The following is a 24,534-nucleotide window of genomic DNA, read 5'->3' on the forward strand; positions in this document are numbered from 1 at the left end:
TCACTTGCTGGAGAGGAACGGTGCGTCGCCGCGCGACGATCGGTCGGGGGTTGGCAGGTGAACGGCGGGGGCATCCTCCCAGCCGCCGCCCAGTGCCCTAAAGAGGGCGACCTGCGCGCGTGCGACCTCAATGTCGGCCTGGGCCGCCGCCGATTGCGCTTCGATGGACGCTCGGTCTGCCTCTAGTGCCTCCAGCGCGGTCGCCGCACCCGCGGCGCGTTGGCGCTGCATCAGTCGGTCGGCGCGCAGGCTGCGCTCCGCCGCGATCCGCAGATCGTCTTGGCGGCGCAACATCGCCGCGTAGTCCGTCGCGCGCTGGCGAGTGTCCTTGAGCGCTGCGAGGATGACCCCGTCGAATGCAGCGAGCGCTCCGGCCTCGTCGGCCCTCGCGGCGCGTAGCCTTGCGCGCGCGGCATTGCTGTTGGGGAAACTCCAGCTGAGCAGCGGGCCGACGCGCCAGATCTGGTTGACCCGCTCGCCAAGACCGTCCGGCGTCGGCGAGGAGTCGGCAAACCCGCCGCCGATGACGATGCGGGGATAAAGATCCGCCACGGCGATGCCGATATGCGCGGTCCTGGACGTGAGTTTCTGCTCGGCCGCCCGTACGTCCGGGCGCCGACGGAGCAGCGCAGCAGCGTCTCCGACGGGGCCGGTTGCGGTGACAGTCGGCAGTTGTCGACAAGCGGCCGCCGCAGGAGGAACGTCGGTCGGAGATCGTCCTGCCAGGACAGCCAGTTCGGCGAGCGCATCCTGACGTCCGGCATCGAGCATCGGGATCGTCGCACGGGTCTGGGCCACCAATGTTTCGGCCCTCAGGACCTCTGCTGGAGTGGCGCTGCCGGCTGCACGAAGCCGCTGGACGAGTTCGCGCCCGCGTTCGGCCAGGACCAGCGACTCTCGCGCGACATCTGCGCGACGCGCGAAACCGCAGGCGTCGAGCCATGCGCCCGTGACCCTCGCTGCGACGACGATCCGAACTTCGTCCTCAAGCGCGGCGGACATGCGCGCATCAGCTCGCGCTGCCCGGACGGTCGATCGCAGGCGCCCGAACAGGTCCGGCTCCCAGGCAAGGTCGATGCCCAGATCAAAGCGGCCGCCCGTGCGGATCGCGCTGCCGTCTTTCCCGGCTGCGGCGATCTGGTCCTGAAGCGTGCTGCCATAGCCGGCGCCTGCCGAGATGTCGGTCTGCGGGAGGGTGAGCGCTCGCGCTTGCCCCAGTAGCGCCTGGGCCTTCAGGAGATTGGCTTCGGCTACGCGTAGATCACGATTGTTGGCCAGCGCCTCGGCCACCAGCCCATCAAGCGCCGGTTCTCGATACAGATGCCACCATTGCCGGGCGGGCGCTTTGCCTTCGACGGTCTCATCGCCGGTCGCGGAAGAGGGGAGGGCGACCGTCGTGTGCGGCGGCCGGGATGGAGCGGTGGCGCAGCCGCCTAGCAACGTCGACGAGAGCATCGCCAGGAGGACGCCGCGCGGCAAGGGTTCATGTCTGATAGGCCAAGGTCGCATGCCGGTCAGCATTACGGCTTAGAGCGCTGGCTATCTCCCGAATGTTGGACAACAATCGTCGAGATATGGACATGATTCGGACTCTGGAAGATTGCGAACGGGCGCCGCGTCCGGTGGTGGCGCTCGCGAGCGATCACCCGGATGGTGAGCACATCGAGCCGCACAGTCATCCTCGCGCCCAGCTCATCCACACGCTCGGCGGCGTGATGACGGTGACAAGCCGAGAAGGGAGCTGGATCGTGCCCCCTGGCCGGGCGGTGTGGATGCCACCGCACGAGGCGCACGCTATCCGTATCGCGGGCGATGTTTCGATGCGCACCGTATTCGTGCGCCAGGATGTTCGATCAAGCCTGCCGCGAACCTGCGAGGTTATCGAGGTCTCGCCGTTTCTGAGGGAGGCCATTGTCACTGCCACCAGCATCCCATTGGAATATGCGCCGGGTAGCCGGGACGAGCGGGTGATGGAACTGATCCTGGATGAGATCGAGGGTGCGCCAAGGCTACATCTGCATGTCGACATGCCGCGCGATGCACGGCTGCTGCGGCTTTGCGAGCGGGTAATTGCCGACCCGTCGATGCCATGCACGCTTGAGCGTCTGGCGGCGGAAATCAACGTCAGCGCGAGAACGCTTGCGCGGATGTTCCATCGAGAGCTGGGAATGAGCTTTGGCCAGTGGTTGCGGCGTACGCGCCTGTTGCTCAGCATGCCACGGCTGGCCGCGGGTACGTCGGTGCTCGAAGTGGCGCTGGAGCATGGTTACGATAGTCCCAGCGCCTTCGCGGCGATGTTCCGCCGCACCCTCGGCGTGGCGCCGACCGTCTATCTGTCACGCCAGCGAGACTGACGCGGGGTCACTCCACTCGAATGCCAGTGACGATGTCGAGCGCGCCTGCTGTGCTTCAGGGCGCGTCGGGCTCGCACGGGTTGGAGCCTCGGCCACAATTCACGGCTCATCGCTGCCCGGCGGTCGAAACCAGGATTCGGAACGTGGTGCGACATTGATTGGGGTAGGCCCCAAAGGCCTGCTTCGCGGCATCTGATCGCACCAGCTCGTAGCGTCTCTACTTAACCGGTCGAGCGCGCCAAGCGCCTGACAGGCGATCTGAGCTACGGATTTGTTGATGGCGAAACACAGTTACGCTATCTCTCCGAATCATAGATAATAGATAGAATGGACATGATATGCGTCGCCCTGAGCGTCTGAGGTTCATTGAAGGGATCGGTGTGGACCGAATGGGTTCCATTGCTGACGCATCGTCGAGCGATATGCTTCGGCTCGAGAATCTCGACACGGACATCTTGCCCGACCCCGCCGTGCTGGAGCGCACGCGGCAGTCAGTCCTGGAGGACGCTGCAAACTCCTACCTGCCATTCGTCGGACAGAAGAACCTGCGCGAGGCTGCCGCCCAGCATCTCACCAGAACGACGGGCGTGGCTTACACCGCCGACAATGTGATCATCTCCGCAGGAGGACTGTCCGGGGTCTTGAACACACTGCTTGCCACCATCGAGATCGGTGACGAGGTGCTGGTCACGGATCCGACCTATGCTGGCCTCCTCAATCGCATCCGGTTGGTCGGAGGCGTCCCAATACCGGTAAAGTTTGACTTCAGGCCTGGTGACGAATGGCGCCTTGATCGAGCCGGTCTGGCAGCGGCGATCACCCCTAAAACGCGTGCGATGCTCCTCATGTCGCCTTCCATGCCGAGTGGCGGGGTCTTGGAGCGTGGCGACTGGGAGGCCGTGGCAAAGCTCTGCACTGAGCACGACCTCTTGCTCATCGTCGATGCGGCCATGGAGCGGCTGTTGTTCGGCCAAAGGGAGGTCATTCATCCGGCGAGCTTTGATGGAATGGCGGCGCGCACGATCTCTGTCGGCGCAGCATCCAAAGAGCTGCGCATGATCGGATGGCGCGTGGGCTGGATTGTTGCGCCAGAGGCGTTTGTCCCCGACATCGTATCGGTATCGCTCGCAAATGTGGTGGTGCCGGTGGGTATCGCCCAGGATGCCGCCGCAGTGGGACTGCAGTCGGCTGCGACGACCCTTCCGCCCTACGTTGCTGAACTCGAACGTCGAGCCGATCTGATTGCGACAGAGCTCGATGGCCTGCCTTTCGGCAGGCCCTCGGGCGGTTGGTCGATGCTGCTGCGTGTCCGAGACTATGGGCTGACCGGGGCGCAAATGGCGCGGAATCTCCTGCGCGTCGGCGTCTGCGCCACGTCGATGGCGGGCTGGGGACAAACGCATGGCGAGGACTTCATCCGCTTCGTCTTCGCGAATGAGCCCGTCGATCGTCTGAGAGGACTTCGTGCCAAGATCGATGCGGCGCTTGAAATGGGGAAATAACGCTATCGTCGGCTGACGACGTCGCGACGGCTCCTTCAAGAGGAGCGTCGTTGGGCCGTCATCCGATCAGCCAGCGCGTGGCCGGCCTCGAGAATATGGTCGCGCAGCAGTTCGGACGCGTCGTCGAACGCGCCTTCCTCAAGCGCACGGATAATGGAGCTATGTTCCGCGCTCGAACGATCTTGCCAGTCCAGATCTTTCCAGGCCGCGTATAGATAACGAGCACTGATGCGATGCAGATCAGCGATGCTCGCGAGGAGCCGCGGGCGCTGGCCGGGCAGGTAGAGTGCCGCGTGGAAGCGCCGGTTGGCGTTCTCCCAAACGGTGATATCCGTTGTCCCGTCGCAGTCGGCCATCGCGGATCTGGCGGTCGCGAGATCGGCTGCGGTCAGCCGCGGCGCCGAGGCTTTGAGCGCCAAGGGCTCCAGGGCGGCACGCATCTCCGTGACCTCGATGACGTCTTCGGGTTCCAGAGATGCGACCCGCGCGCCTCGCCGAGGTTCGGAAACGATAAGGCCCTGGGCCTCAAGGCGTCGGAATGCCTCCCGGACAGGCACATGACTGGCCTTGAACCTGGTGGCGATCTCATCCTGCATCAACCGTACGCTTGGCAGCAAAGCGCCGCTTACAATTTGTTCGGCGAGGGAGCGCGCAATCTGGCCGGCAATGGAACGGTCGTCGTCGTCGGGTGAGATCTTAGGGATCATGATCAACCAAAAATGGAGGAAGCAGGCAACTTCGTCTGGAATGGCTCAGCTGGGAATTTCAGTCGAGTGCGACAGCTGCCACCGGGGCCTGGAGCAGATCGCCCTCTGTGGCGTTGGAGAGGTGTACGAGCTGATCATAGTCCAGGGAAAATACCGCGTTTGGCGTACCGGCGGCGGCCCAGAGCCTACCGAACCGGGAAAGTTCGGGAGCTACGAATGTCACAATTTCATCGGCGGTGATGACAGGGGGAACGCCACCGATTGCGTAGCCAGTATGCTCTCGTACGAAATCCGCGTCCGGCCGGCGAACGGGCTCGCCCACAAGAGCCGAAAGCTTCTCCTTGTCGATGAGACTTGAGCCCGGAGCGATCACGAGGATGCACCGTCCGGACTTCGAGCCAGCGAATATGATCGACTTGGCTATCTGGTCGACGGAGCAACCGATCGCCTTGGCTGCCTCCTCGGCGCTGCGGGTCGATTCGTCAAACTCGAGAACCTCATAATCGGGTCCGATAAGTGCCTGAAACGCAATGGCCTTCGGGGATTGAGCAACCTTCATAACGACTCCAGGTGCTCGCCAGGACGAGCTAATCTATTATCTATAATACACATCGCAGGGCCGTGATTGGATGTCCAGCCTGCGCTAAGCGGAACGCACCGTCCCGCGAGTGTCGTAACTGGAAGTAGCGCTGATCCCCCGTCAGCAGAATATGAAGTTTGGCTTTGTAGTTTAACTTCGTATCGTGTAGATTGGTGGCGTGAACAATCAAAACTCGCCCTCCGCCGCCGTTGCCCTCGCGAGCGAGCTTCGTGGCTTCGCCGGCAAGTTGAAGCGACGGCTGCGTGAACAGGCCGATGTGGGCGACCTGACCCATTCGCAAATTTCCGTGCTGCTCCGCCTGGAAGGCGAAGGCACCTCCACGACATCCGAGCTCGCGCGGGCAGAGGGGATGAAGTCGCAGTCGATGGGCGCGGTCATCGCCGCGCTCGAGGCGGCGGGGTTTGTCACGGGTACACCCGACCCCACGGACAGACGGCGGACCTTGCTCTCCCTGACCGACGCGTGTCGCGGCTGGATCGCGGAGGGGCGTGCCCTCCGTCAGGACTGGCTGTCCCGCATGATCGACGCAAAGCTCTCGCCGCAGGAGCAGGAGCAGCTCTCCACCGTCCTGCCGCTTCTCCACCGGATCGTCTCTGACTGAATCCGGCTCCGTCCGCTAGCCAAAGGAAGTCCGATGCCAGTGACCCGGCTCGATCCCAAATCGGCCTTGATCGTCGTAGACCTCCAGAAGGGGGTTGCAGGGATGGTCCCTCCCGAGACCTTCGAACCCGTCGTGGTCCGCAGCCGCGCGCTGGCCGAGGCTTTCCGCGCGAAGGATTTGCCGGTGGTCCTGGTCAACGTCGACGGGGTCGCTCCGGGCCGGACCGAACAGCCTTCTCGAGCTTCAGCGACGTTGCCGCCGGGTTTCGCCGAGCTCGTCGATGAAGTTGGCGCTCAGCCGAGCGACATCCGGGTGACCAAGAAGACCTGGGGCGCTTTTGCATCCACGGATCTCGAGCACCAGCTCAGGACGCTCGGTGTGACCCAGGTTGTCATCGCCGGGGTCTCGACCGCGACTGGTGTCGAGGCCACTGCGCGGCAGGCCTATGAGGCCGGGTTCAACGTCACTCTCGTCATCGACGCCATGATTGATCCCCGTCCTGGCGCTCACGATCACAGCATCTCCCAAGTGTTCCCGCGTCTCGGCGAAACCGGGACTACAGATGACATTCTCCGTTTCCTGGAAGGGCGCGCCTGAGATGCCAATCCTTCACCTCATAGCGTGCTTTTTCGGTGGTGCGGCCTTGCTGAACGCCGTCCCGCATCTGGTCAGCGGCGTCATGGGCCGCCGCTTTCCGAGCCCCTTCGCCAGGCCGCCAGGCAAGGGCATGTCCTCCGCGCTGGTGAACGTGCTCTGGGGGTTCGCGAACTTGGCGATCGCCTGGCTGCTTCTCGGCCGCTTCGGACATTTTTACCCCGACGAGCTCGGCGATGTCGGCGCTTTTGCTCTCGGTCTCCTGGTGATCGGCTTGATGGGTGCCTTTCATTTCGGCGGGCTCAACGAGGGGTGCGGACCGGACCTGACGTGACACGGGAACACGCGGGACCGTTGCGCTCGCTCCGGCGGTACAATTACCGCCTGTGGGCGGGCGGCGCCCTTGTCTCCAACATCGGCACGGGGGTGCAGCGCACGGCGCAGGACTGGCTCGTGCTGACGGTGCTCACCCATAAGAGCGCCTCGGTTCTGGGCGTGGTCATGGCGCTGCAGTTCGCGCCCCAGATGTTGCTCCTGCCCTGGACGGGATCTGCGGCCGATCATATGGACCGACGCAGGCTTCTCGTGGCCACTCAGACGGCCATGGGCGCGTTGGCGCTGGCCCTCGGCCTTCTCACCGTCAGCGGCCTCGTGCGCCTCTGGCACGTCTATGTCTTCGCCGCGCTGTTCGGCGCGGCAGCCGCGTTCGACGCGCCGGTCCGGCAGGTGTTCGTCTCTGAGCTTGTTGGCGAGGAGGATCTGCACAATGCGGTGACGCTCAACGCCATGTCCTTCAACATGGCCAACCTGGTGGGGCCAGCCGCGGCGGGCCTGATGATTGCCGCTGTCGGAACCGGCTGGGCCTTCCTGATCAACGGCGCGTCGTTCCTGGCGGTGCTGGCGTCGCTGTTCCTGCTACGGAAGGACCAGCTTTACCCCTCGGAGCGCGCGACACGGGCGCCGGGCGCATTCGCGGCCGGGCTGAAATATGTGGCCGGAAGGCGTGACCTGATCGTGATCCTGATCCTGATCATGCTGTTCTTGATCGGTACGTTCGGCCTGAACTTCCCGATCTTCATTTCTACCATGACGGTGCGCGTCCTCCACGCTGACGCACGGGGCTTTGGCATGCTGTCCTCGGTCATGGCGATAGGAACGGTCGCAGGCGCGCTCCTGAATGCCCGAACCGCCCGACCGACTCTGAAGACGCTGCTCTGGAGCGCCCTTATTCTCGGTATCGGCTTCTCGATGGCCGCCCTCGCGCCGGGCTACTGGAGCTTCGCCGCGGCATTGGTGGTGGTCGGTGGCGCCTGCATGACCTTCGTCGTTGCGACCAACGGGCTTATGCAGCTCTCCACGGAGCCCGCCATGAGGGGGCGAGTGATGGCGCTGCGCGTGGGCGTCGCTCTTGGCGCCACGCCGATCGGGGCACCCACTGTCGGCTGGGTCGCTGACCGGTTCGGGCCGCGCTGGGCCCTGGCGGTCGGCGCAGCATCCGGGTTCGTGGCGGCGATCATCGCGCTTTACTCGCTCAAGCGAGGAGATCCTCGTTGAACGATGCTTGGAGGGAGCGAGGGCGGCAGCGCGTCAACACCCTTCCACATCTCGGGTTTTTCTGGGCCGGAAGGCGGACGGTCACCGCCAATGCGTCGTCGTCGTGCGTAGACTTATTGCGTGCATGTCGCGATCGTCCACGTCAGCGCCTGTAGAAGCCAATCAGACAAACATTCGTCCCTCCGCCGCCTTGACCGCGCTCCCGCCAATTTTGATCGACAGTCTGCCACCTTGCTCCGTCGCAGAGATGTAGAGACTGCTCGGCCGGTGCATTTTGACGCCCTGGCGGCTGACCATGCGGCCTGCCTGCGCGATGGGCACCACGTCATGCGTCACGAGATAGGCCCCGAGCGGGCCGGTGGCATTGCCTGTTGCCGCGTCCTCGGTCACGCCGAAGCCCAGCATGCGGCTGTAGGCAGTGGCATCATCGCCGGCGGGCTCGAGCGAGAAGATCAGCACGCCGCGCCGGATCAACCCGGCCTTGTCGAGCAGAGCCCCCATGGCACCGCGATCGAGCTGCGCGCGGTCCACCGCCAAGCGGGTCTTGACCGGAAGTATAAGGAAAGGCGCCCCACAAGAGACTTGCTGGATCGGCAGATCGGCCAGATCCTCCGCACGCAGGCCCATGGCCGCAGCGGCCGCAGTGCGATCCCCGATGACGCCATCGAGCCTGGGCGGTTGTTGCTGCATCCAGGCAAATGCCAGACGACCCTCATGCCATTCCAGATTAATCTGCGTCGGCCCGACGCCCAGTTGCAGCATGATCGAGCGCCAGCCTGGCTTGATCAATTCGCGCTCCGCCAGCGAAAACACCGTGCCGATCGTGGGATGGCCAGCGATCGGGATTTCGGCGCCGCTGTTCATCGCGAAGAACCGCACCTGGAAATCACAGCCCGGCGTGGAAGCTGGGAAGACGAAGGTGCACTCCGAATAGTTGATCTCGCGCGTCATGGCCATCATCATCTCTGGCGTGAGGCCCTCGGGCGCTGTGAAGACCGCCACCGGATTGCCGCTGAGCGGAGTGTCGGTGAACACGTCGTAGACCTCGTAGGGACGTCCGGTCGGACCCGCCGCATGTGCCGCACCTTCGCGCCCGATTGCGGTCATTGCTGCGGCCGCTCCCGCCAGGACCATTCGCCTTTGAACCATGATATGTTTTTCACCTCGCTGATCCGATCGAAATTAGAGTGATGCATTTCGGGCAACATGCGTCATTTGCGCCAGATTTTATCTCTGTGGTCTCCGCTTCAGTCAGGGCAGGGAGAGCTTCGCGCCTGGCCAGACGGATGAGGTAGAAAAGCTCGGAGATACCGTCGGCCCCCGCACAAATCACCAGAAGCCGTGGAAGTGGTGCAAGGGGCCATGCCCTTTGCCAACGTCCAGTTTGCCACTGGACGCCAGGGCGCGATGGACGAAGCGCTTGGCCTCTCGCGCACTGTCTTCGACGGAGAGAGACGGCAGCAGCGCTGCGACAGCGGCCGAGAGCGTGCAACCGGTGCCATGGTCGTTGCTGGTCGTGATGCGTTCTGCCTTGAGCTCCAGGATCTCGCCTGTCCCGAGGAGCAGGTCGGTACTTGTCGCATCGCTGCCTAGGTGACCGCCCTTGAGTAAAACCCACTGCGGGCCGAGCCGGTGGAGATCGACGATTCTTTCGCGCATTACCTCAAGCGTCCATTCCGGCTCGACGCCCAGCAAGACACCAGCCTCTGGAAGGTTGGGCGTGATGACCGTCGAGAGCGGGACGAGCTCGGACAGGACAGCGGCGACAGAATCCGCCTCAAGGAGATGATCTCCGCTTTTAGCGACCATCACCGGGTCGAGCACGATGTTGGTCGCACCATGGTGACGGAGCCGGTCAGCAATCGTTTCCGCGATCCGTGCCGTGGCGACCATGCCGATCTTCACCGCGTCGACCCGGACATCGTCGAAAACTGCGTCGATCTGGTCTGCGACAAACTCTGGATCGAGCGATATGAAGGAGCGGACACCTTGCGTGTTCTGGGCGACAACCGCTGTGATCGCCGACATTGCGTAGGCACCCAGCGCGCTGAAGGTTTTGAGATCGGCCTGGATGCCGGCCCCGCCCGTGGGATCGGTCCCGGCGATGGTAAGGACATTGGCGATCACAGTTTGTTCTCCTCGGTCGCGGACGACGATTCCGGCGATCGGTGCCGGCCTGCCCACGTCTGCTCAAGCCGACGGGTGGGTTGATGGCGTTTGAAGTCGGCTTTGGAGGGTGAGGGGCTTTGCCTCTGAACGCTGCTTGATCACGGTCAGAACGGCGCGGTGGAAGTCGGTGAGAAAGGCATGACCCCAGGCGACGCAATAGGCATTGATCGGGGTCGCGATACTGTAGCGGGTGGTGAGCGTTAGCCTTGTCCTGCCGCCCGCCAGAGGGGCGAGGCGGTAATTGCCGCCCAGCAGCTTCAGATAAGCGCTGTCGACTTTGATATGGCCTTCGACACTGTCTGGTATCGACTGGGGCTCGAAGCGGAAGCGCCAGGCCAAGAACCTGTTGTCCTGCCAGCCCGTCACGATTTCATCGAAGCTCACACCTCGCGTCCAGCGAAGGTGGCGCACGGCGCCGACGCCTTGTCCCTGAATGCGGGCATCGACAGGCTGCGGAACGCCGACGATGTTATGGCTGAAGGTCCACCTGCGCTCTGCGGCCCGTATCTGGGGTATTTCCACAGTGTTCTTCCAGACCGCCGCGGGCGGGGCGTCGATATCCACGACCGTCCTCACTTCCGCCTCATGCTGAGGGGCAGGGGTGATCGCATCGACCGGGAACCCCGCGAGCGGCAGAATGGCGATGCAGGAGACCACGGAGCGCGAACGCAACTTGCGAAGCGACAGGCAAGACAGCCACGATCCAAAGGCTGAACCGCCGTAGAAAAAGGGAGAGGCCATCGCGACGCAGATCCCGGCTTCTCGGAACAGGACCATGGTCAGCAGGATGAGAGCAGTGATGCAGATCCATCCAATCCTGATGTGCCGCCGGATGCTTCCCTCCCCGCGCGGGTCGATCAGGATCGTGACGACACTGGCGATTGCCATCGGAAGAAAGACGAGCCCAGCGATGAAGGGAAGCGTAGGCTCGCGTGGCAGCCAGATCAGGCAATAGAGAAGGATGCCGTAGACCATGGCCATCGGCACGGCGAACAGCAGACGCTCGGTGATCGAAGGCCGGCCGCCAGTCGATGGTTCGGACCGCGCGGACGTCACATCGCGGACCGCACGATGGCTCGCCGGGACAACGATCCCGGCTTGGTGCCTCCAAGCCGGTGGCCGCACACGCCTTCAGGCCAGCACGTCATCATGGGTTCGGACCGTCCTCGTTCTTGTCGGGCGCGGCTTTGCGTGACGACAAATACCGCTTCAAGGCTTCCAACCTCTCGAGGTCCTCATAGGAATCCAGTTCGCAGGCAAGAAGCGTCTTCTCACCAAGTCCTGGGCCTTCACGGGCGATCAACGAGATGAGTCCCAGATCTTTCTTGATCTGGAGTTTGTCCGGCAGCCGACGGGAGAAGCCGAGCGTCGACGCGCCCAGCAGATCACTCGTCTCACGCTGGAGGTTATACTTGGCGGCAAGTTGAGCGGCGGCGTGGCCTTCGACCAAAACACCAACGGATGTTCCTGCAAAAACAACGTCCTGCGTGATGAAACCATACCGCTCGATTGGCTTGGGAAGGTGATAGACGGCCGCGCCCATCATCGACATGTCCGGCTTGGCCAACTTTTCCGCGGCATTATACGTGCGTGTCGCAATGTCTGAGGAATAGGGCGGCTCGCAGAGCGCGGCACCAAAAAAGTCTACCTCGCCCTGAGCGGAGGCAATGCCGGGCGCAAGAAGAAGGGCGGTCGCGGCAAGAGCGGCCGAACGGGTGATGTAATGTCCTATGGTCATACTGTGAGTGCTCGCAAGCTGGCGGTTCAAGAGCAATTTGCAGTTTGGCATTGCGCGTGTGGGCGGCTGCAAACCGCGCGGCAGTGTTATCGGGAGGGCATGCGTCAACTGATCCATTCGCCCCGGAACATAGACTCGACCGGGCCGATCAGGTGGACGCCGTCGGTTCCGTTCCACGATACGCCGAGAACGCCGCCGTCACACTGAACCTCGACGGTCTCCGCCAGGAGCCCACGGCGGATGCCGTTGACGACGGCGGCGCAGGAGCAGGACCCTGAGCCGGAGGAAACGCCCGCGCCGCGCTCCCAGATGCGCAGTCGGATGCGGTCACGCGCGAGGATTTGTACGAAATGGACATTCGTCTTTTCGGGAAACAGCGGATCGGTCTCGATCGCCCGACCCCGCGCCTCGACATCCACCTGTTCGACATCCTCAACGAAGAAGGTGCAATGGGGATTGCCCATGCTGCAGGCCGCAGGATCGCTGGCGAGCGGCAGGATTTCGGTGTCAGTCGCAATCGCTAGCGGAATTTCGGACCAATGGAGAAAGGGGCTCCCCATATCGACGGCGATCTGCGTCCCACCGCGACGTGAGCAGTGCAGAAGGCCTCGGCCGGTCCGGATTGTCACGGCGTCAGTGCCGCCTTCCTCCATCAACTTGAGGGCGACACCGCGCGTCGCGCTGCCGCAGGCATCAAGCGGCGTCCCGTCAGCGTTCCAGAAGAGAAGCCGGGCCGTGGCATCGTCGCATCGGGAGATGGCGGCGAGTTGACGAAAACCGATGCCGCGCTCCCGGTCGCCCATGCGCCGGATGAGTCCCGGCGGCAGGGGCACGTCCCGTTGCCGCAAATCGACGACAATGAAATCGTCGCCATTCGCGTGCATCTTCTCGAAGGCAATCATGATTGTTCCAGCTCGCGCCGAAGCCCCAGGCCTTCGACCACGATGCGGTGATGCTCGACGTGATCCGGCTTCTCGAGAAGGAAGCGGTCATCCTCGGGATAGTAACGCGCACGATCGACGTCATCGCCGGCGAATGCCCGGATGGACTCCATCGATTGCCACCAGCTCAGCGTCGAGACTTCCGTCGATCCGTCGCCGCAATCGCGCAGCAGCATCTCGCAACCGAGATTGCCCGGCGTGCCGAGATAATCCTCGACCCCAGTGCCGCGGATGTAGCTGACATACGCCTCGCTGTCCTCGGTCCTGATGCGGGAGGACCAGCGTCGCAGGATCAGGGGCTCAGTTACCGACATCGATCATCTCCCTAGCTCGCGATCACCCAAACGTGTTATAACCGACTCGAACTATTTTACAGGTTAGAATGTGATCGATACACGCGCAATCCGATTTGGCGGCCAGGACACGCCAGGGGGCTTCCAGTTCGAGCTGAGTGGGGGCGCGCTGGCTCTGGATTTCGCGAACACCCTCGACGAGCGTCCTCGCGGAGGTCTCGAGAGGATTGCCGACTATCCTGCGCTGGCCTTGTGGTCCGAGCAGAGCGGCCTTCTTACAGAAGGCAAGCGTGCGACCCTGGTGGCCGCCGCTCAGCAAGACGCTCGTGCGGCGGCGGCTGTGTACGCCCAGGCGCTGGCCCTGCGCGAGCTGATTTTCGCGACGGTCAAAGCGACTATCGCCTCCGACCCATTGAGCCAAGAGCAGGTCCATTGCTGGAACGATTGGCTCAAGCGTGTGCAGGCCAGCCGCCGCCTTTCGTGGGGAGGAAGCGGCCTCGCGTGGCAGCAAGCTGACATTGCCGCCGCCTTGGACGGCATCCTCCTCCACGTCGCCGATGCAGCAATCCAGCTGTTCCTCGACCCTGACGCACGCAGCCGTCTGCGCCTGTGCGCGTCCGACGATTGCGACTGGGCTTTCCTCGATCGAAGCCGACGTCAGAACCGGGTCTGGTGTGACATGACGGTGTGCGGCAACCGCGCCAAGGCAGCGCGACATTACCGCCGAAAGGTGGGGATATCCGAAAGCTGACCTCACCGCCCGCATGACGCGGGACATGATCCGATCATATGAGAGACCAGCGACTCCCATAATGAAGTGATTGACGTGACGCTGGACACATCTTCCAAGGATATTTCGCCGCCAGCGGACTTCCGGTTTGAGATCAATCGAACCCTGCCGCTCCCGCTCACGGATCAGATCTGCGCCGCCATCCGGACCGCGATCCGGCAAGGGGCACTCGCCCCCGGTGCGCGCCTTCCATCCTGGCAGGACCTCTCCGCGCAGCTCGGCGTGGCACGCGGCACAGTACGCGCCGCCTATTATCGCCTCACGGACGAAGGCCTGATCGCCTCTTTGGGGGCGGCCGGCACCCATGTCGCGGATTCCCCAACGCAAGCATCTCCCGCCACGGCAGACCGGTTCGCCGACCTGCGTTCCTCGCTCGATCTCTTCGGCGCCGGGCCGCCTGGCTTCTTTCAGATGGGCGTGCCGGCCCACGACGCCTTCCCGGCAAAGCTGTGGGCGCGTCTGCACCGCCGGGCGGCCGATGCCGGGGCGCTGCGCACGCGCTATCTCGATCCGCGCGGGATGGATGCGTTGCGCCACCAGATCGCCGCCCATCTTGCGCTGGCGCGCGGGCTGCAATGCACGCCGGGGCAGGTCTTCATCACCACCAGTTTCCGAGGTGCTTTCGGGCTGGTGCTCCAGGCTCTTCCTTCCGCGCGGCGGCGCGCCTGGGTGGAGGACCCAGGCTATCCCGTCTCGCGCCACGGCCTGGAGCTGGCTGGCTTTTCTCCTGTTCCCGTCGCCGTGGACGGTCAGGGCATCGATGTGGGTCTCGGCATCGCGATCGCCCCGGACGCCGGGCTGGCGGTCGTGACGCCGGGGCAGCAGGCACCGCTCGGCCATACCCTGTCACCAGAGCGAAGGCAGGCAATGCTTGCCTGGGCAAGGGAAAGCGATGCCTGGATCATCGAGGATGATTACCTCAGCGAACTTCACCTCGATGGTCGGGCCGCTCCGGCGCTCGCGGCCGGCGATCCCGATGGCCGCGTGATCCATATCGGAACCTTCAGCAAGACGATCAGCCCGTCGCTTGGCATCGGCTTCCTCGTTGCCCCGGAAGCGTTGATCGCGCCGTTGATGCGAGTGGCGACCTATCTCGCTCCGCCGCCCAATTATGCCGCGCAGGCCGCCTTGGCCGAATTCCTCGCGGATGGACATTATCTGCGCCATCTGCGGCGCATGAAGCTGCTCTACCGCAAGCGCCGCGAGGCGGTGCTCGATGTCCTGCAGGCGGCCGGCAGCGTCCGGGCAGCGGGGCTGGCCATCCATGTGCCGCTCGCGCGCGAAACGGACGATGTGTGGCTCGTCGGGCGTTTGCGGGAGGAAGGCTTCGCCCCAACGGCGCTGTCGCAATGGTATGCCTCGCAGGCGCCTGAGAAAGGATTGGTCATTGGCATCACCAATGCGGCCGCCGAAACTATGCCGAGCGATGCTGCGCGCCTGCTGTCCCTGATCAGGAATGACTTTGGGCCCGCGCCGCAAAGCCGGGGAGCGTAGCACGCGCAACGTCGCTACGCTCCCATGTGACGCAGGATGTCGTCGACCCGATTGAGAAGCGCATGGGTCTGCTGCTCCAGGTCGCTCGCCGTGGCTCTGGCGGTGCGCTGCAACGGCAGGAAGTGGACGGAGCGGATGCCAATGCAGCCCAGCACCGCCGACAGATAGGGCGTCAGAAAGTCCGGCTGCGCCGCGCCCTCGCCATGAAAATGTCCGCCTGACGCGATGGCGATGAAGACCGGCTTGTCGGGGAGCAATCCGACCTTGCCGTTCGCGCACGGTGCGAAGGTGTGGAAGGGGCGGACAACAAGGTCGATCCAGACTTTCAGCGCGGCGGGCACGGTAAAGTTATGCATCGGGGTGCCGATAACCAGCATGTCTGCTGCCACCAGTTCGGCGATCGCCGCGGCGGAGCGATCCAGCGCGGGCGAAGAAAAGCCGATTTCTGCCTGCCCCGCGACAAGCGCAGAAGCATAGGGTTCGTCGATCCTGTGAGGGGGCGCCACGCCAAGATCGCGCCGGATGTGGGTCGCACCTGGTCGGGCCGCGATGACGCGTTGCACGATGGCGGTGCTCAATGCCGTGCTGTGGGACTCGGCACCGCGCGGGCTGCAGGTGAGATGCAGGATTTGGCTCATGCCGGGGTGCCGATCGGCTTGATGAAGCCGGCGATCCGTTCTTCCATCCCTTCGCGCGTGTAGAAACGCCGCGCCGCCAGATTGGCTATCGCCGTATCGAGCACGAGACGCTCGCAGCCCTCGGCTTCAGCGATCCGCTCGAGTTCGCGCAGCAAAAGCCGGCCCAGACCCTTTCCGCGCACACTGTCCAGGGTCACCAGATCGTTGACGAACAGGAAGCGGCCATGGACGAGATTGGTCGAGATCCGGTAGCCGGCGACGGCGGCGTCTCGTTCGCCGTCGCGGCAGACGAGAACCCGGTACCCCTCGGAGCGCATCGCTTCCGCTTGCGCGTGCCAGTCCCCCGCTGACTGCAGCTTGGGCCGGAGTTGCCGGATCACGTCGAAGCATGCGGCGAAATCGGCAGGAGTTTCGGCATGGTGGAGCGCTGCCACCTCAGTAGAGGACAGTGTCATTGGGCCTCCGCGGGCTTTGCGTTGTCCCGCTTCTTTTCCCGGACGGGAAAGGCCGAGGAAAGAACCAAGAAGCCTTAATCGCACTGGCCTATGATCGGCAGGCCCGGCCAGCCGACGGGCCTCCGCCCCCAGATTCCGGCAATCTCGATTGGCGCGTTCACGCGGGTGAGAACGGACCGCAGGCAGACCTCGTGCGGCCGGGATACTCTGCGCGCTCAAGGCCGGGGGCGTGCCCGCGTTTCAAAGGTTATGAGCCTATGTCGGCTGGCTTCTTGCCGCACGCTCCGCTTCGCCGTGCGCGAGCCGCCATTGCATCGCTTCGTCCGCTGCCGGGCCGGCTGCGATCCGCAGCTTCGGCCGGACAAGCGGCGTGCCTGTCGCTGCATCGACCACCGCCAGTTTCAACCGGGCACCCGTCGCCGCATCAAGGAAGTGCAGCGGCTCGGCGGCAGCTTCACGCGCGCGCCATGTGTCGCCGATCTGTACCATGGCCTGCAGGAGGAGCGCGAGATCGCGGCCTTTCGCTGTGGGGATATAGTCGTAGCGATCGGGGCGGCGCTGATATTGCCGCCGCTCGATCAATCCCGCCTCCTGCAGGCTTCGAAGCCGGTCGGAGAGCGTTGCGTTCGTGATACCCGTGGAGCGTTGCAGATCGTCGTATCTGGTGAGACCCAGCAGCAGATCGCGCATCACGAGCATGCCCCAGCGATCGCAGAGCGCCCCCATCACTTCGGCCATGGAACAGGCCATTCCTTCGAAGCCCTTTGAACGCATTGCTAATCCCCGTTGTAGGGTAACTCCGATAATCAGAGTTGACTAACTCCTATTATCAGAGTTACGAAGCTGACATCAATGGCGGAGACGAAGATGCCGACAGTTTCTCGAATTTTCGTGATTGGGGCGACCGGGGCGCAGGGTGCGCACGTGGTCCGTGGGCTGGTCGGAGACAGCCGATACGAGGTTCTCGCCCTGACCCGCAGCGCAGAATCGACGCGGGCGCGGGAGCTGGCGGCGCTCGGGAACGTGTCCTTCATGGAAGGTACATTCGCGGACGAAGCGATACTGCGCGAGGGCATGCGTGCTTGCGACGGCGCATTCGTCAACATCGACGGCTTCAATACCGGCGAAAAAACCGAAATCTATTGGGCGATGCGCGCCTATGAGATCGCCCTGGAGGAAGGCGTGCGGTTCTTCGTCTATGGTAATCTCGATTACACCTTGAAGAAATCCGGCTACCGCTCGCAATTCCGCACCGGCCATTATGACGGTAAGGGAAGGGTCGGCGAGTGGATCCTTCAACAGAACGGGTCGAACGGCGATCGGATGGGCGCAGCGCTGTTTACCAGCGGTCCGTATATCGAGATGGCGTTTTCGGGACAGACACCCATGACACCACGGATCGAAGACGGCGTGGTGACGTGGCGCGTGCCGCTTGGCGACGGGGCGGTGGTCCATGTCGCGCTTGAGGACTGCGCTTATTATGTGCGGTGGCTGTTCGACCATCAGGAGCGCGCCAACGGCATGGATCTCGAAGTCGCGATCGAGCATGTCCGCTACGCGGATCTGGCAGCCGCTTTCGAGCGCGTGACCGGGCACCCCGCGCGCTATGTCGATACGGACCTCGACAGCTATTTTGCGCCCATCAATGCGGTCGCCGACCGGCCCGCCGGCTACAACGCCGATCCGAATGACAAGAGCACGATGAGCTTCCGCGACAATTTCAGTGGCTTCTGGAATCAGTGGAAATACGGGATCATCAACCGGGACTATGGGCTGCTGGACGAAATCCATCCCAAGCGGATCCGCAGCGCCGAGGAATGGCTCCGTCGCGAAGAGCGCCGCGCGCAGGAAAGCGGCGGTCCGACTTTATGGGATCGCATCCAACCGGATGCGATCAACCGCCGCCCCGTGCTGAAAATGAGCGAGGACGGGCGGCGCGGCGCGCTTTGACATCGCCGCATCAGCTCCCCTGATGCGTTCCCACTGTGCTAGAGGCTCGCAGCTTTTGGTAAAGCCTTGCCCCGCCTGCCATCGCAGTCGGGGCAGCTTTTCCACGCTGTTATGCGTCCATCGCTGCAGCCTGAAGCGCGATATCGGCGACGCCGAAGCTCATCGCGAGCGCGGTGTCGCGCAGATCCGCCAGCGGGTGCCAAGCGGCTTCAAGTGCATCGTCGCCCGCCATCGGCGATCCGGCGATCCAGCGACACAACACTGCGATCAGGACATAATGGTGATTGATCGACCCATCCTCGGCCCGATCGAGGACGTCGACGCAGTTGAACACCGGGCCTGCTTCCGCCTGGATGCCGGTTTCCTCAAGCAACTCGCGAACGGCGGCCTGCGCGATCGTCTCACCAAAGTCGATCTTGCCACCAGGAAAGCCCCACAAGCCGACGTCCGGCGGGTTGGCGCGACGGACCAGCAGGACGGATCCATCCCGGATCACGGCGGCAATCGTGGCCGGCACAGGTCTGCGAGCGGGTGATGGGGTGATCATATTTGGATGTACGTCATCTTCTTATCGTACGACAGACTTACGCCGGATCGCTCTGGTCGTTCGGGATGTAGCGCAGGGTTCCGGCACGCACGGTAACCCCGCCATTGTCGCGGGAGTGGCGGACGCCGTCGACGACCGGAACTTCGGCGAAGTCGAAAGGGCTTACCCCGTCCAGGCAGGCGACGTTGACGCCGTACTGGTTCGGATTGGATCGACGTTGATGGTGGGTGTAGATCCCGCAGCGCGAGCAGAAGAAATGTTGCGCCGTTCCCGTGTTGAAGCGGTAGCTGGTCAGCATGTCTTCGCCCTGGAGCAGGCGGATGCCGCCCAGTTCGGCCGAGACCGCGACCGCGCCGCGCATCCGGCAATAGGAGCAGGTGCAGCGACGGATCGTGTTGAAGCCATCGCTCAACTTGGCTTCGAACCGCACAGATCCGCAATGGCATCCACCGAGGATGGTGTTGACTGCTTCCGTCATAGGCGCATTCCCTTGCGACAATACCAGATTACAGGAGTAGCGGTTTGGCGCCCGACGGCCAGCCGCAAGAATTGTGATTTCGATTGTACCATTGGCTTGAGGGCGGCGGGTACCACGACGATGGTACAGGCAAAGCCAACAGTCTTGGTGCTTCCCAGGCGCTGCGTTGCGCTGCACCTGATGCGCAGATCATCAAGGAGGGCGCAATGCCTCATACTATCTTCCTGGCGGGTGCCGCCGGCGTTATCGGGCAGCGATTGGTTCCGCTGTTACTGCAGCATGGGCACACGGTTTTCGGCACAACGCGATCGGCGGAGCGTGCGGCCGGCCTTGAGGCGGCGGGCGTCCGGCCGGTGATCGTCGATGTGTTCGATGCCGAAGCCTTGGCGCGGGCGGTGGCAGGTGCTGCGCCCACTGTGGTCATCCACCAGCTAACTGATCTTTCCGGCGACATGGCTGCGGATCCGGAAGCGGCCCGACGCGCCAATGCCCGGCTGCGCCGCGAAGGCACGCCCAACCTGGTGCGAGCAGCAGTGGGAGCCGGCGCCCAGCGGATTATCGCGCAGAGCATCGCCTGGGCCTATGCGCCGGGCACGCCGCCCTATGCGGAGGAAGACCTGCTGGAGGTCGATGCGGAAGGCGCGCGGGGCACGACGATCCGTGAAGGCATCGTCCCGCTTGAGCGCGCCGTGCTCGAGACGCCGGGGATCGAAGGCGTGGTGCTGCGCTACGGCCAACTCTTCGGCCCCGGAACCTGGAGCGAGACGCCGGATGGCGCATCGCCGCTGCATGTCGAGGCCGCCGCCTACGCAGCTTTTCTCGCGATCGATCACGGGGCGCCGAGCATCTACAATGTCGCCAATCCGGGCGGAGAGGTCCGCATCGACAAGGCGATTTCGGCACTCGGCTGGAACCCGGACTTCCGTATGGCCGCACAGCAGGTGGCGCCCACCGCATGAGGGATCGTTCGCCTCCTCCCGGCGCGGTCGCCGTGATCTTCGTTTCGAGTCGCACACAGGCAGATGCCGAGGGGTATGCCGCCGCGGCCGAAGCCATGGCAAAAGCCGCGGCAGCGCACGACGGCTATCTGGGGATCGTCTCGTCGCGTGATTCTGCTGGCGTGGGAATCACCGTCAGTTGGTGGCGCAACCATGCCGATGCGCTCGCGTGGCGGGACGATCCCGATCATTCGCGCATCCGCGAGCAGGGGCGGGCGGTCTGGTATGACTGGTATCAGGTTATCGTGGCTACGGTGGACCGTGCCTATGACTGGCAGCAATCCCTTTCCCCCTTCAAAGCGGAAGAAGGCCCGGCTTTTGAAGTTCGCGAAGATGATCTGAGTGGGGAGGAGACCCGCGCCCTGCTGGCGCTGCACCTGGCAGGCATGCGGGCGGATTCCTCGCCGGAAAATGTTCACGCGCTCGATCTGACCGGACTTACGATTCCTGAAATGACGGTTTGGACGGCGTGGGCCGGCCCGCGCGTCGCTGCCGTCGGCGCGCTCAAAATGTTGCCTGACGGTACCGCCGAAGTGAAGTCGATGCGCACCCACCCGGACTTCCTCCGCCAGAGAGCGGCCCAGGCCATCCTCGACACGATCATTGCTGTGGCCAAGGCTCGCGGCGTTCGGCGGCTAAGCCTCGAAACAGGAAGCCTGCCGTCGTTCGACCCGGCCGTCGCGCTCTATCACAGTCGAGGGTTTGAAGAGGGGCCAGCTTTTTCGCACTATACAGACGGCGGCTTCAGCCGTTTTCTTCACCTCGATCTTGCCTGACTGCGCGTGATCGCTGCCGTCTTCCCTGTCATCCTGGTCGCAGCAGCGCTGCATGCAACCTGGAACGCGATCATCCGGGGCGGGGAGGACAGGGGTCTGATGACCGCCCTGATTACAGGATCTGCAGCAGCAATAGCCGTGGTCGGCTTGCCGTTCCTGCCACCGCCCGCGCGCCAGAGCTGGCCCTTCCTGGCTGGATCGGCGATCCTGTCCATCAGCTATTATGGGCTGGTCGCTTGGACGTATCGGGTCGCGGAGATGAGCCGCACTTATCCGCTGATGCGGGGGGCCGCGCCATTGCTGGTCGCAATCGCAAGTACGACCATCCTGCGCGAACCATTGCGCTGGCAGGCCTGGTGCGGTGTCGCCGTCATCTGTGCCGGTATCCTCGGTGTGGCAGGAAACCCGCTCCGCTCGCTGGACAAGGGTGCGGGCCTCGCGTTCCTCAATGCGGTTGTCATTGCCGGCTACACGATGGTCGATGGCGCTGGCGTGCGGCAATCGGGATCCGCAGCGGCCTACACCTTGTGGATTTTCCTGCTGACCGGCATTCCGCTGACAAGCTGGGCGATCATCCGGCGGGGCCAGGCGTTCCGCGCCTGTCTGGGGCGGAACTGGCGGCTGGGCATTGTCGGCGGTGCAAGCACCACCGCATCCTATGGTCTCGCGCTGTGGGCCATGACGCTGGTCCCCGTCGCCATCGTAGCGGCGTTGCGGGAAACAGCGATCCTGTTCGGTGTCCTTATATCGGTTATTTTCCTCAGGGAGCCGGTCGGTCCTGGGCGCGTCACCGCGGCGGCGCTCATTGCCGCCGGCGCCGCTCTGCTCCGCGCCGGTTGATCACCCCGCCGTATGGTTGCGCGTGAGCTCCTCAAGCGCGCGAAGCACCCCGATCATATCGATGCCGCCTAATCCCATTTCGTCAGCCTTTGCATAGAGTGCGTTCGCCTGGTCCAGCAAAGGCGTGGCAACCGCCGAGGAATGGGCCGCATCAGCGACCAGTCGACTGTTCATCAGCACGTCAGCGAGGCTGGCCTGGGGCGCAAAGTCGTCGTTCACGAGCTTGTCGAGCTTCACGCGTGATACGTCGCTGGACATGGGGCCGGCATCGATGACGGCGCGGAATAGCGCGATATCGAGCCCAGCGGCGCGGGCGAAGTGTGCCGCTTCCATCAAGCCGGTAACCATGGTGATCAGGAAGAGGTTGACGGCCAGTTTCATGGCCAGGCCACCGGGCACGCGGCCGCAGGCAAAGGTCTTGCTGCACATCGGCTGGACCAGGTCGCGCACCGTGGCGACGTCGGCCTCCTCGCCGGAGACCATGGCGACCAAGGAGCCCTGCTCAGCCGGCACTCGCGACCCGGAAACCGGTGCCTCGACGTAGCGACCGCCCGCCGCTTCGACTGCGGCAGCCAGTTCCCGCGAAAAGTCAGTCGACGTCGTCCCCATATGGACGATCAGGCGGCCGCGAACGTTGTCAGTGAACGCCGGGGATCCGCGTTCCAGCACATCATCGATCGCCGCCTCGTTGGCGAGCATGAGCAGCACGGTGGCGGCGCCCCGAATGGCATCCCTGGCCGTGGGCGCGATCGTGGCGCCGAGCTCGCCAAGACACTCAAGCGCCGGCAGCGACCGATTCCACACCCTCAGATCCGGCTGTGTTTTCAGAAGATTGGTCGCCATCGGCGCACCCATATGGCCCAGACCCAGAAACGCGACAGTCATCAAAACCTCCTCGGCTTCCGCGCCGCAAGGGCGACGCAGGCGGAACTAAGCACTCTGGTCGGATCAGGCCTCACGGCCATCGATGATCGCATGCGCACGAACCGGGAATGTGCCGACTTTCTTGAACTTGGGCGGCACCGCCCAGAAGCGGAAGCCTTCCGCAGGCAGCGACTGGAGATTGGTCAGGTGCTCGACGATCGGGATGCCGGCAGCGAGCAGGACCGAATGGACGGGGCGCGTCCCACCGGACGTGTCGTCAATGTTGAATGAGTCGATCCCGACGAGCCGCGCGCCGCTGTCGCGCAGCTGGATCGCCGCCCGTTCGGTCAGGTGGACGTGATTCTCGAAATATTGATCCGTGCGCCAATGCGCGTCCCATCCGGTATGGACGAGGACCGCCTTGTCGCGCACATCGACAGCGGCAAGCATGGTCCAGTCGATTGCGCGGCCCGTTGCCCCTGTCACGTTGACCACCACCCCAGGGCAGCCAGAGACCGTCTCGAGGTTCAGTGCCGACAGGTCATAGCCGTCGGCATAGCGATGGAAGGGCGTATCGAGATACGTGCCGGTGTTGCCGACCATCTCGATCCGATCGATCTGGAACTCGGTGCCGGGATCATAGCTCTGGCGCGATGCCTCGCGCGAAAGATGGTCGCAGATCAGCGGTGCCGGAAGGCCCTTGTAGGTGATCATGCCAGCTTCGATCACATGGCTGAGATCGATCCGCTGCGCTTGCGCATTCGCTGCGACCGGCGTTTTGCGCGCCCGCTTGTGCGGTTCCTGGATGATGCGCTTGTTGAGAATGTTGACGCGGGCAACCATCAGCAGCCGCAGGTCGGCGATGAGGTGGGCGCCGAGAGTGTCGTCTGTGATGTCGTCATGCTCGATGTCGAGACGGAATTCCTGACCCTGAAGCGCGCCGCCGTTGGCGAACTCGATCTCGAAGTCGAACTGGACGCGATGTTCGGCACTCATGCGGCGCTTCCTTCCTGGGCTTTTCTGGCGCGGTGGTCCCGTACCTTCGCGCGGTTGCCGCAGCCGCTGGCCGACGAGCACCAGCGGCGCTTCCCGGCCGGTGATTTATCGACGAACATCATCCGGCATTCCGGGCAAAGGCGAACTCGACCGGCCTGGGCGTCGGCGAGCGTTCCGACCGCATCGCCGGCGAGCAATGCAAGGGCCGCACGCACGCCATCCCGGGCGACGTGAACGACTTCGCCGTTGACCCATTGTGGACGGGTCGGGGTTCCCTGCGCCAAATCATTGATCCCATCGATGTCGGCTGGCACTGGCATTTCGCCATTCACGATCGCGAGAGCCGCTCGATAGAGCGCGTCCCGCAGCGCGCGGGCATCGACCAGATCGGCTTCGAGCGCTTCTCTATCATCGAGATCGAGCAAGGATGCCTGGCGCAGCCAGCGCGTGAAATCCTGCGGCGTCGCCAAGCGTTCGATGTCAGCCCCACCACGGTTACCCACGGTGTCGACAAGGCAAAGTGCAGGAGAGCCAGCTGAAAACTCGAACATGGCGACCGCGTAACAGGATGATGTGGTTACGTCAATATTGCGCCAGTCGAGATGCTTACGAGCGCCGCGCCCTTGATGCGGCCATCGTCCGAGGAGAGGATGA

29 protein-coding genes are annotated in these 24,534 nt (G+C 63.8%); 12 read left to right on the forward strand and 17 right to left on the reverse strand.

Features of this window, described 5'->3' with window-relative positions; translation table 11 throughout:
* Positions 1 to 1,479 carry an efflux transporter outer membrane subunit gene (locus FHW97_RS03630; protein WP_253941535.1) on the reverse strand — a complete coding sequence of 493 codons (1,479 nt, stop codon included), beginning with the start codon at positions 1,477 to 1,479 and terminating at the stop codon, positions 1 to 3.
* Between the two features lie 71 nt (positions 1,480 to 1,550).
* Here FHW97_RS03630 and FHW97_RS03635 point away from each other — a divergent pair, with 71 nt between their 5' ends.
* Positions 1,551 to 2,354 (forward strand): helix-turn-helix transcriptional regulator, encoded by an 804-nt coding sequence (locus FHW97_RS03635; RefSeq protein ID WP_216647612.1) that lies wholly within the window; start codon positions 1,551 to 1,553, stop codon positions 2,352 to 2,354.
* Between the two features lie 338 nt (positions 2,355 to 2,692).
* The gene (locus tag FHW97_RS03640) at positions 2,693 to 3,856 is read left to right on the forward strand and encodes a pyridoxal phosphate-dependent aminotransferase (protein ID WP_171798005.1); all 1,164 of its coding nucleotides are present in this window, start codon (positions 2,693 to 2,695) and stop codon (positions 3,854 to 3,856) included.
* A gap of 35 nt (positions 3,857 to 3,891) precedes the next feature.
* Here FHW97_RS03640 and FHW97_RS03645 read toward each other — a convergent pair whose 3' ends face one another.
* Together FHW97_RS03645 and FHW97_RS03650 are read right to left on the reverse strand one after the other, a co-directional pair.
* On the reverse strand, positions 3,892 to 4,563 hold the full coding sequence (locus FHW97_RS03645; RefSeq protein ID WP_171798006.1) for a GntR family transcriptional regulator: 672 nt from the start codon (positions 4,561 to 4,563) through the stop codon (positions 3,892 to 3,894).
* Positions 4,564 to 4,621: 58 nt separating this feature from the next.
* Positions 4,622 to 5,122: a YbaK/EbsC family protein gene (locus FHW97_RS03650; RefSeq protein ID WP_171798007.1), complete on the reverse strand. Its 501-nt coding sequence runs from the start codon at positions 5,120 to 5,122 to the stop codon at positions 4,622 to 4,624.
* 199 nt (positions 5,123 to 5,321) lie between these two features.
* Here FHW97_RS03650 and FHW97_RS03655 point away from each other — a divergent pair, with 199 nt between their 5' ends.
* From FHW97_RS03655 to FHW97_RS03670, 4 genes are read left to right on the forward strand one after another with little or no spacing between them, the layout of a single operon-like run.
* Positions 5,322 to 5,765, forward strand: a complete 444-nt coding sequence (locus tag FHW97_RS03655; RefSeq protein ID WP_171798008.1) for a MarR family transcriptional regulator — start codon at positions 5,322 to 5,324, stop codon at positions 5,763 to 5,765.
* Positions 5,766 to 5,798: 33 nt separating this feature from the next.
* Positions 5,799 to 6,362, forward strand: coding sequence for an isochorismatase family protein (locus FHW97_RS03660; RefSeq protein ID WP_171798009.1), 564 nt, complete (start codon positions 5,799 to 5,801; stop codon positions 6,360 to 6,362).
* On the forward strand, positions 6,328 to 6,693 hold the full coding sequence (locus FHW97_RS03665; protein WP_253941536.1) for a hypothetical protein: 366 nt from the start codon (positions 6,328 to 6,330) through the stop codon (positions 6,691 to 6,693). Before FHW97_RS03660 ends, FHW97_RS03665 begins: the two co-directional genes overlap by 35 nt.
* On the forward strand, positions 6,690 to 7,913 hold the full coding sequence (locus FHW97_RS03670; protein ID WP_171798010.1) for an MFS transporter: 1,224 nt from the start codon (positions 6,690 to 6,692) through the stop codon (positions 7,911 to 7,913). Before FHW97_RS03665 ends, FHW97_RS03670 begins: the two co-directional genes overlap by 4 nt.
* A 162-nt stretch (positions 7,914 to 8,075) precedes the next feature.
* On the opposite strand, the gene FHW97_RS03675 is transcribed toward FHW97_RS03670, so the two are convergent.
* From FHW97_RS03675 to FHW97_RS03700, 6 genes are all read right to left on the reverse strand, one after another.
* The gene (locus FHW97_RS03675) at positions 8,076 to 9,020 is read right to left on the reverse strand and encodes a PhzF family phenazine biosynthesis protein (RefSeq protein ID WP_171798011.1); all 945 of its coding nucleotides are present in this window, start codon (positions 9,018 to 9,020) and stop codon (positions 8,076 to 8,078) included.
* Positions 9,021 to 9,242: 222 nt separating this feature from the next.
* Positions 9,243 to 10,040: a bifunctional hydroxymethylpyrimidine kinase/phosphomethylpyrimidine kinase gene (gene thiD, locus FHW97_RS03680; protein ID WP_171798012.1), complete on the reverse strand. Its 798-nt coding sequence runs from the start codon at positions 10,038 to 10,040 to the stop codon at positions 9,243 to 9,245.
* A 63-nt stretch (positions 10,041 to 10,103) separates the two neighbouring features.
* Positions 10,104 to 11,063: an SRPBCC family protein gene (locus FHW97_RS03685; protein ID WP_171798013.1), complete on the reverse strand. Its 960-nt coding sequence runs from the start codon at positions 11,061 to 11,063 to the stop codon at positions 10,104 to 10,106.
* Between the two features lie 166 nt (positions 11,064 to 11,229).
* On the reverse strand, positions 11,230 to 11,820 hold the full coding sequence (locus tag FHW97_RS03690; protein WP_183533730.1) for a hypothetical protein: 591 nt from the start codon (positions 11,818 to 11,820) through the stop codon (positions 11,230 to 11,232).
* A 104-nt stretch (positions 11,821 to 11,924) separates the two neighbouring features.
* A complete protein-coding gene (gene dapF / locus FHW97_RS03695; RefSeq protein WP_216647613.1) occupies positions 11,925 to 12,722 on the reverse strand; it encodes a diaminopimelate epimerase in 798 nt (265 codons plus the stop codon).
* Positions 12,719 to 13,075: a hypothetical protein gene (locus FHW97_RS03700; protein ID WP_171798014.1), complete on the reverse strand. Its 357-nt coding sequence runs from the start codon at positions 13,073 to 13,075 to the stop codon at positions 12,719 to 12,721. Before FHW97_RS03700 ends, dapF begins: the two co-directional genes overlap by 4 nt.
* 70 nt (positions 13,076 to 13,145) lie before the next feature.
* Between FHW97_RS03700 and FHW97_RS03705 the strand changes: the two genes are divergently transcribed.
* Both FHW97_RS03705 and FHW97_RS03710 read left to right on the forward strand, forming a co-directional pair.
* Complete coding sequence (locus FHW97_RS03705) at positions 13,146 to 13,805, forward strand: CGNR zinc finger domain-containing protein (RefSeq protein WP_171798015.1); 660 nt, start codon at positions 13,146 to 13,148, stop codon at positions 13,803 to 13,805.
* Between the two features lie 75 nt (positions 13,806 to 13,880).
* Positions 13,881 to 15,338, forward strand: a complete 1,458-nt coding sequence (locus tag FHW97_RS03710) for a PLP-dependent aminotransferase family protein (protein ID WP_216647614.1) — start codon at positions 13,881 to 13,883, stop codon at positions 15,336 to 15,338.
* Positions 15,339 to 15,352: 14 nt separating this feature from the next.
* Here the strand turns inward: FHW97_RS03710 and FHW97_RS03715 are convergent, their stop codons facing one another.
* The 3 genes from FHW97_RS03715 to FHW97_RS03725 all read right to left on the reverse strand — a co-directional run bounded on the left by FHW97_RS03715 (position 15,353) and on the right by FHW97_RS03725 (position 17,169).
* Positions 15,353 to 15,976 (reverse strand): FMN-dependent NADH-azoreductase, encoded by a 624-nt coding sequence (locus FHW97_RS03715; RefSeq protein ID WP_171798016.1) that lies wholly within the window; start codon positions 15,974 to 15,976, stop codon positions 15,353 to 15,355.
* The gene (locus tag FHW97_RS03720) at positions 15,973 to 16,431 is read right to left on the reverse strand and encodes a GNAT family N-acetyltransferase (protein WP_171798017.1); all 459 of its coding nucleotides are present in this window, start codon (positions 16,429 to 16,431) and stop codon (positions 15,973 to 15,975) included. The genes FHW97_RS03715 and FHW97_RS03720 overlap by 4 nt, the downstream gene beginning before the upstream one ends.
* A gap of 255 nt (positions 16,432 to 16,686) precedes the next feature.
* Complete coding sequence (locus FHW97_RS03725) at positions 16,687 to 17,169, reverse strand: helix-turn-helix domain-containing protein (protein ID WP_216647615.1); 483 nt, start codon at positions 17,167 to 17,169, stop codon at positions 16,687 to 16,689.
* Positions 17,170 to 17,283: 114 nt separating this feature from the next.
* On the opposite strand from FHW97_RS03725, the gene FHW97_RS03730 reads away from it, so the two are divergent.
* Positions 17,284 to 18,381, forward strand: a complete 1,098-nt coding sequence (locus FHW97_RS03730) for an NmrA family NAD(P)-binding protein (RefSeq protein ID WP_216647616.1) — start codon at positions 17,284 to 17,286, stop codon at positions 18,379 to 18,381.
* Between the two features lie 109 nt (positions 18,382 to 18,490).
* Here the strand turns inward: FHW97_RS03730 and FHW97_RS03735 are convergent, their stop codons facing one another.
* Complete coding sequence (locus FHW97_RS03735; protein ID WP_216647617.1) at positions 18,491 to 18,898, reverse strand: NUDIX hydrolase; 408 nt, start codon at positions 18,896 to 18,898, stop codon at positions 18,491 to 18,493.
* 67 nt (positions 18,899 to 18,965) lie between these two features.
* Positions 18,966 to 19,406 carry a GFA family protein gene (locus FHW97_RS03740; protein WP_069206471.1) on the reverse strand — a complete coding sequence of 147 codons (441 nt, stop codon included), beginning with the start codon at positions 19,404 to 19,406 and terminating at the stop codon, positions 18,966 to 18,968.
* Positions 19,407 to 19,612: 206 nt separating this feature from the next.
* Here FHW97_RS03740 and FHW97_RS03745 point away from each other — a divergent pair, with 206 nt between their 5' ends.
* From FHW97_RS03745 to FHW97_RS22010, 3 genes are read left to right on the forward strand one after another with little or no spacing between them, the layout of a single operon-like run.
* Complete coding sequence (locus FHW97_RS03745; RefSeq protein WP_171798020.1) at positions 19,613 to 20,365, forward strand: NAD(P)-dependent oxidoreductase; 753 nt, start codon at positions 19,613 to 19,615, stop codon at positions 20,363 to 20,365.
* The gene (locus FHW97_RS22335) at positions 20,362 to 21,180 is read left to right on the forward strand and encodes a GNAT family N-acetyltransferase (RefSeq protein WP_370525275.1); all 819 of its coding nucleotides are present in this window, start codon (positions 20,362 to 20,364) and stop codon (positions 21,178 to 21,180) included. Before FHW97_RS03745 ends, FHW97_RS22335 begins: the two co-directional genes overlap by 4 nt.
* A gap of 6 nt (positions 21,181 to 21,186) precedes the next feature.
* The gene (locus FHW97_RS22010) at positions 21,187 to 22,020 is read left to right on the forward strand and encodes an EamA family transporter (RefSeq protein WP_171798021.1); all 834 of its coding nucleotides are present in this window, start codon (positions 21,187 to 21,189) and stop codon (positions 22,018 to 22,020) included.
* Here the strand turns inward: FHW97_RS22010 and FHW97_RS03765 are convergent, their stop codons facing one another.
* The 3 genes from FHW97_RS03765 to FHW97_RS03775 all read right to left on the reverse strand — a co-directional run bounded on the left by FHW97_RS03765 (position 22,021) and on the right by FHW97_RS03775 (position 24,431).
* The gene (locus tag FHW97_RS03765) at positions 22,021 to 22,905 is read right to left on the reverse strand and encodes an NAD(P)-dependent oxidoreductase (RefSeq protein WP_171798022.1); all 885 of its coding nucleotides are present in this window, start codon (positions 22,903 to 22,905) and stop codon (positions 22,021 to 22,023) included. It abuts the gene before it with no gap.
* Between the two features lie 63 nt (positions 22,906 to 22,968).
* A complete protein-coding gene (locus tag FHW97_RS03770) occupies positions 22,969 to 23,880 on the reverse strand; it encodes a cyclase family protein (RefSeq protein WP_171798023.1) in 912 nt (303 codons plus the stop codon).
* Positions 23,877 to 24,431 (reverse strand): ABATE domain-containing protein, encoded by a 555-nt coding sequence (locus tag FHW97_RS03775; protein ID WP_171798024.1) that lies wholly within the window; start codon positions 24,429 to 24,431, stop codon positions 23,877 to 23,879. The genes FHW97_RS03770 and FHW97_RS03775 overlap by 4 nt, the downstream gene beginning before the upstream one ends.
* Between the last annotated feature and the right edge of the window lie 103 nt (positions 24,432 to 24,534).

Source organism: Novosphingobium sp. SG754, from assembly GCF_013149315.1.
GTDB lineage: Bacteria > Pseudomonadota > Alphaproteobacteria > Sphingomonadales > Sphingomonadaceae > Novosphingobium > Novosphingobium capsulatum.

Coding starts and splice junctions, on each gene's coding strand:
- FHW97_RS03730 (WP_216647616.1), top strand. CDS start 17,284: ATGGCGGAGACGAAGATGCCGACAGTTTCTCGAATTTTCGTGATTGGG.
- dapF (WP_216647613.1), bottom strand. CDS start 12,722: ATGATTGCCTTCGAGAAGATGCACGCGAATGGCGACGATTTCATTGTC.
- FHW97_RS03715 (WP_171798016.1), bottom strand. CDS start 15,976: ATGAGCCAAATCCTGCATCTCACCTGCAGCCCGCGCGGTGCCGAGTCC.
- FHW97_RS03745 (WP_171798020.1), top strand. CDS start 19,613: ATGCCTCATACTATCTTCCTGGCGGGTGCCGCCGGCGTTATCGGGCAG.
- FHW97_RS03690 (WP_183533730.1), bottom strand. CDS start 11,820: ATGACCATAGGACATTACATCACCCGTTCGGCCGCTCTTGCCGCGACC.
- FHW97_RS22335 (WP_370525275.1), top strand. CDS start 20,362: ATGAGGGATCGTTCGCCTCCTCCCGGCGCGGTCGCCGTGATCTTCGTT.
- FHW97_RS03650 (WP_171798007.1), bottom strand. CDS start 5,122: ATGAAGGTTGCTCAATCCCCGAAGGCCATTGCGTTTCAGGCACTTATC.
- FHW97_RS03775 (WP_171798024.1), bottom strand. CDS start 24,431: ATGTTCGAGTTTTCAGCTGGCTCTCCTGCACTTTGCCTTGTCGACACC.
- FHW97_RS03700 (WP_171798014.1), bottom strand. CDS start 13,075: ATGTCGGTAACTGAGCCCCTGATCCTGCGACGCTGGTCCTCCCGCATC.
- FHW97_RS03665 (WP_253941536.1), top strand. CDS start 6,328: ATGACATTCTCCGTTTCCTGGAAGGGCGCGCCTGAGATGCCAATCCTT.
- FHW97_RS03770 (WP_171798023.1), bottom strand. CDS start 23,880: ATGAGTGCCGAACATCGCGTCCAGTTCGACTTCGAGATCGAGTTCGCC.
- FHW97_RS03660 (WP_171798009.1), top strand. CDS start 5,799: ATGCCAGTGACCCGGCTCGATCCCAAATCGGCCTTGATCGTCGTAGAC.
- FHW97_RS03675 (WP_171798011.1), bottom strand. CDS start 9,020: ATGACCGCAATCGGGCGCGAAGGTGCGGCACATGCGGCGGGTCCGACC.
- FHW97_RS03640 (WP_171798005.1), top strand. CDS start 2,693: ATGCGTCGCCCTGAGCGTCTGAGGTTCATTGAAGGGATCGGTGTGGAC.
- FHW97_RS03685 (WP_171798013.1), bottom strand. CDS start 11,063: ATGGCCATGGTCTACGGCATCCTTCTCTATTGCCTGATCTGGCTGCCA.
- FHW97_RS03645 (WP_171798006.1), bottom strand. CDS start 4,563: ATGATCCCTAAGATCTCACCCGACGACGACGACCGTTCCATTGCCGGC.
- FHW97_RS03635 (WP_216647612.1), top strand. CDS start 1,551: ATGTTGGACAACAATCGTCGAGATATGGACATGATTCGGACTCTGGAA.
- FHW97_RS03725 (WP_216647615.1), bottom strand. CDS start 17,169: ATGGCCGAAGTGATGGGGGCGCTCTGCGATCGCTGGGGCATGCTCGTG.
- FHW97_RS03765 (WP_171798022.1), bottom strand. CDS start 22,905: ATGACTGTCGCGTTTCTGGGTCTGGGCCATATGGGTGCGCCGATGGCG.
- FHW97_RS03740 (WP_069206471.1), bottom strand. CDS start 19,406: ATGACGGAAGCAGTCAACACCATCCTCGGTGGATGCCATTGCGGATCT.
- FHW97_RS03720 (WP_171798017.1), bottom strand. CDS start 16,431: ATGACACTGTCCTCTACTGAGGTGGCAGCGCTCCACCATGCCGAAACT.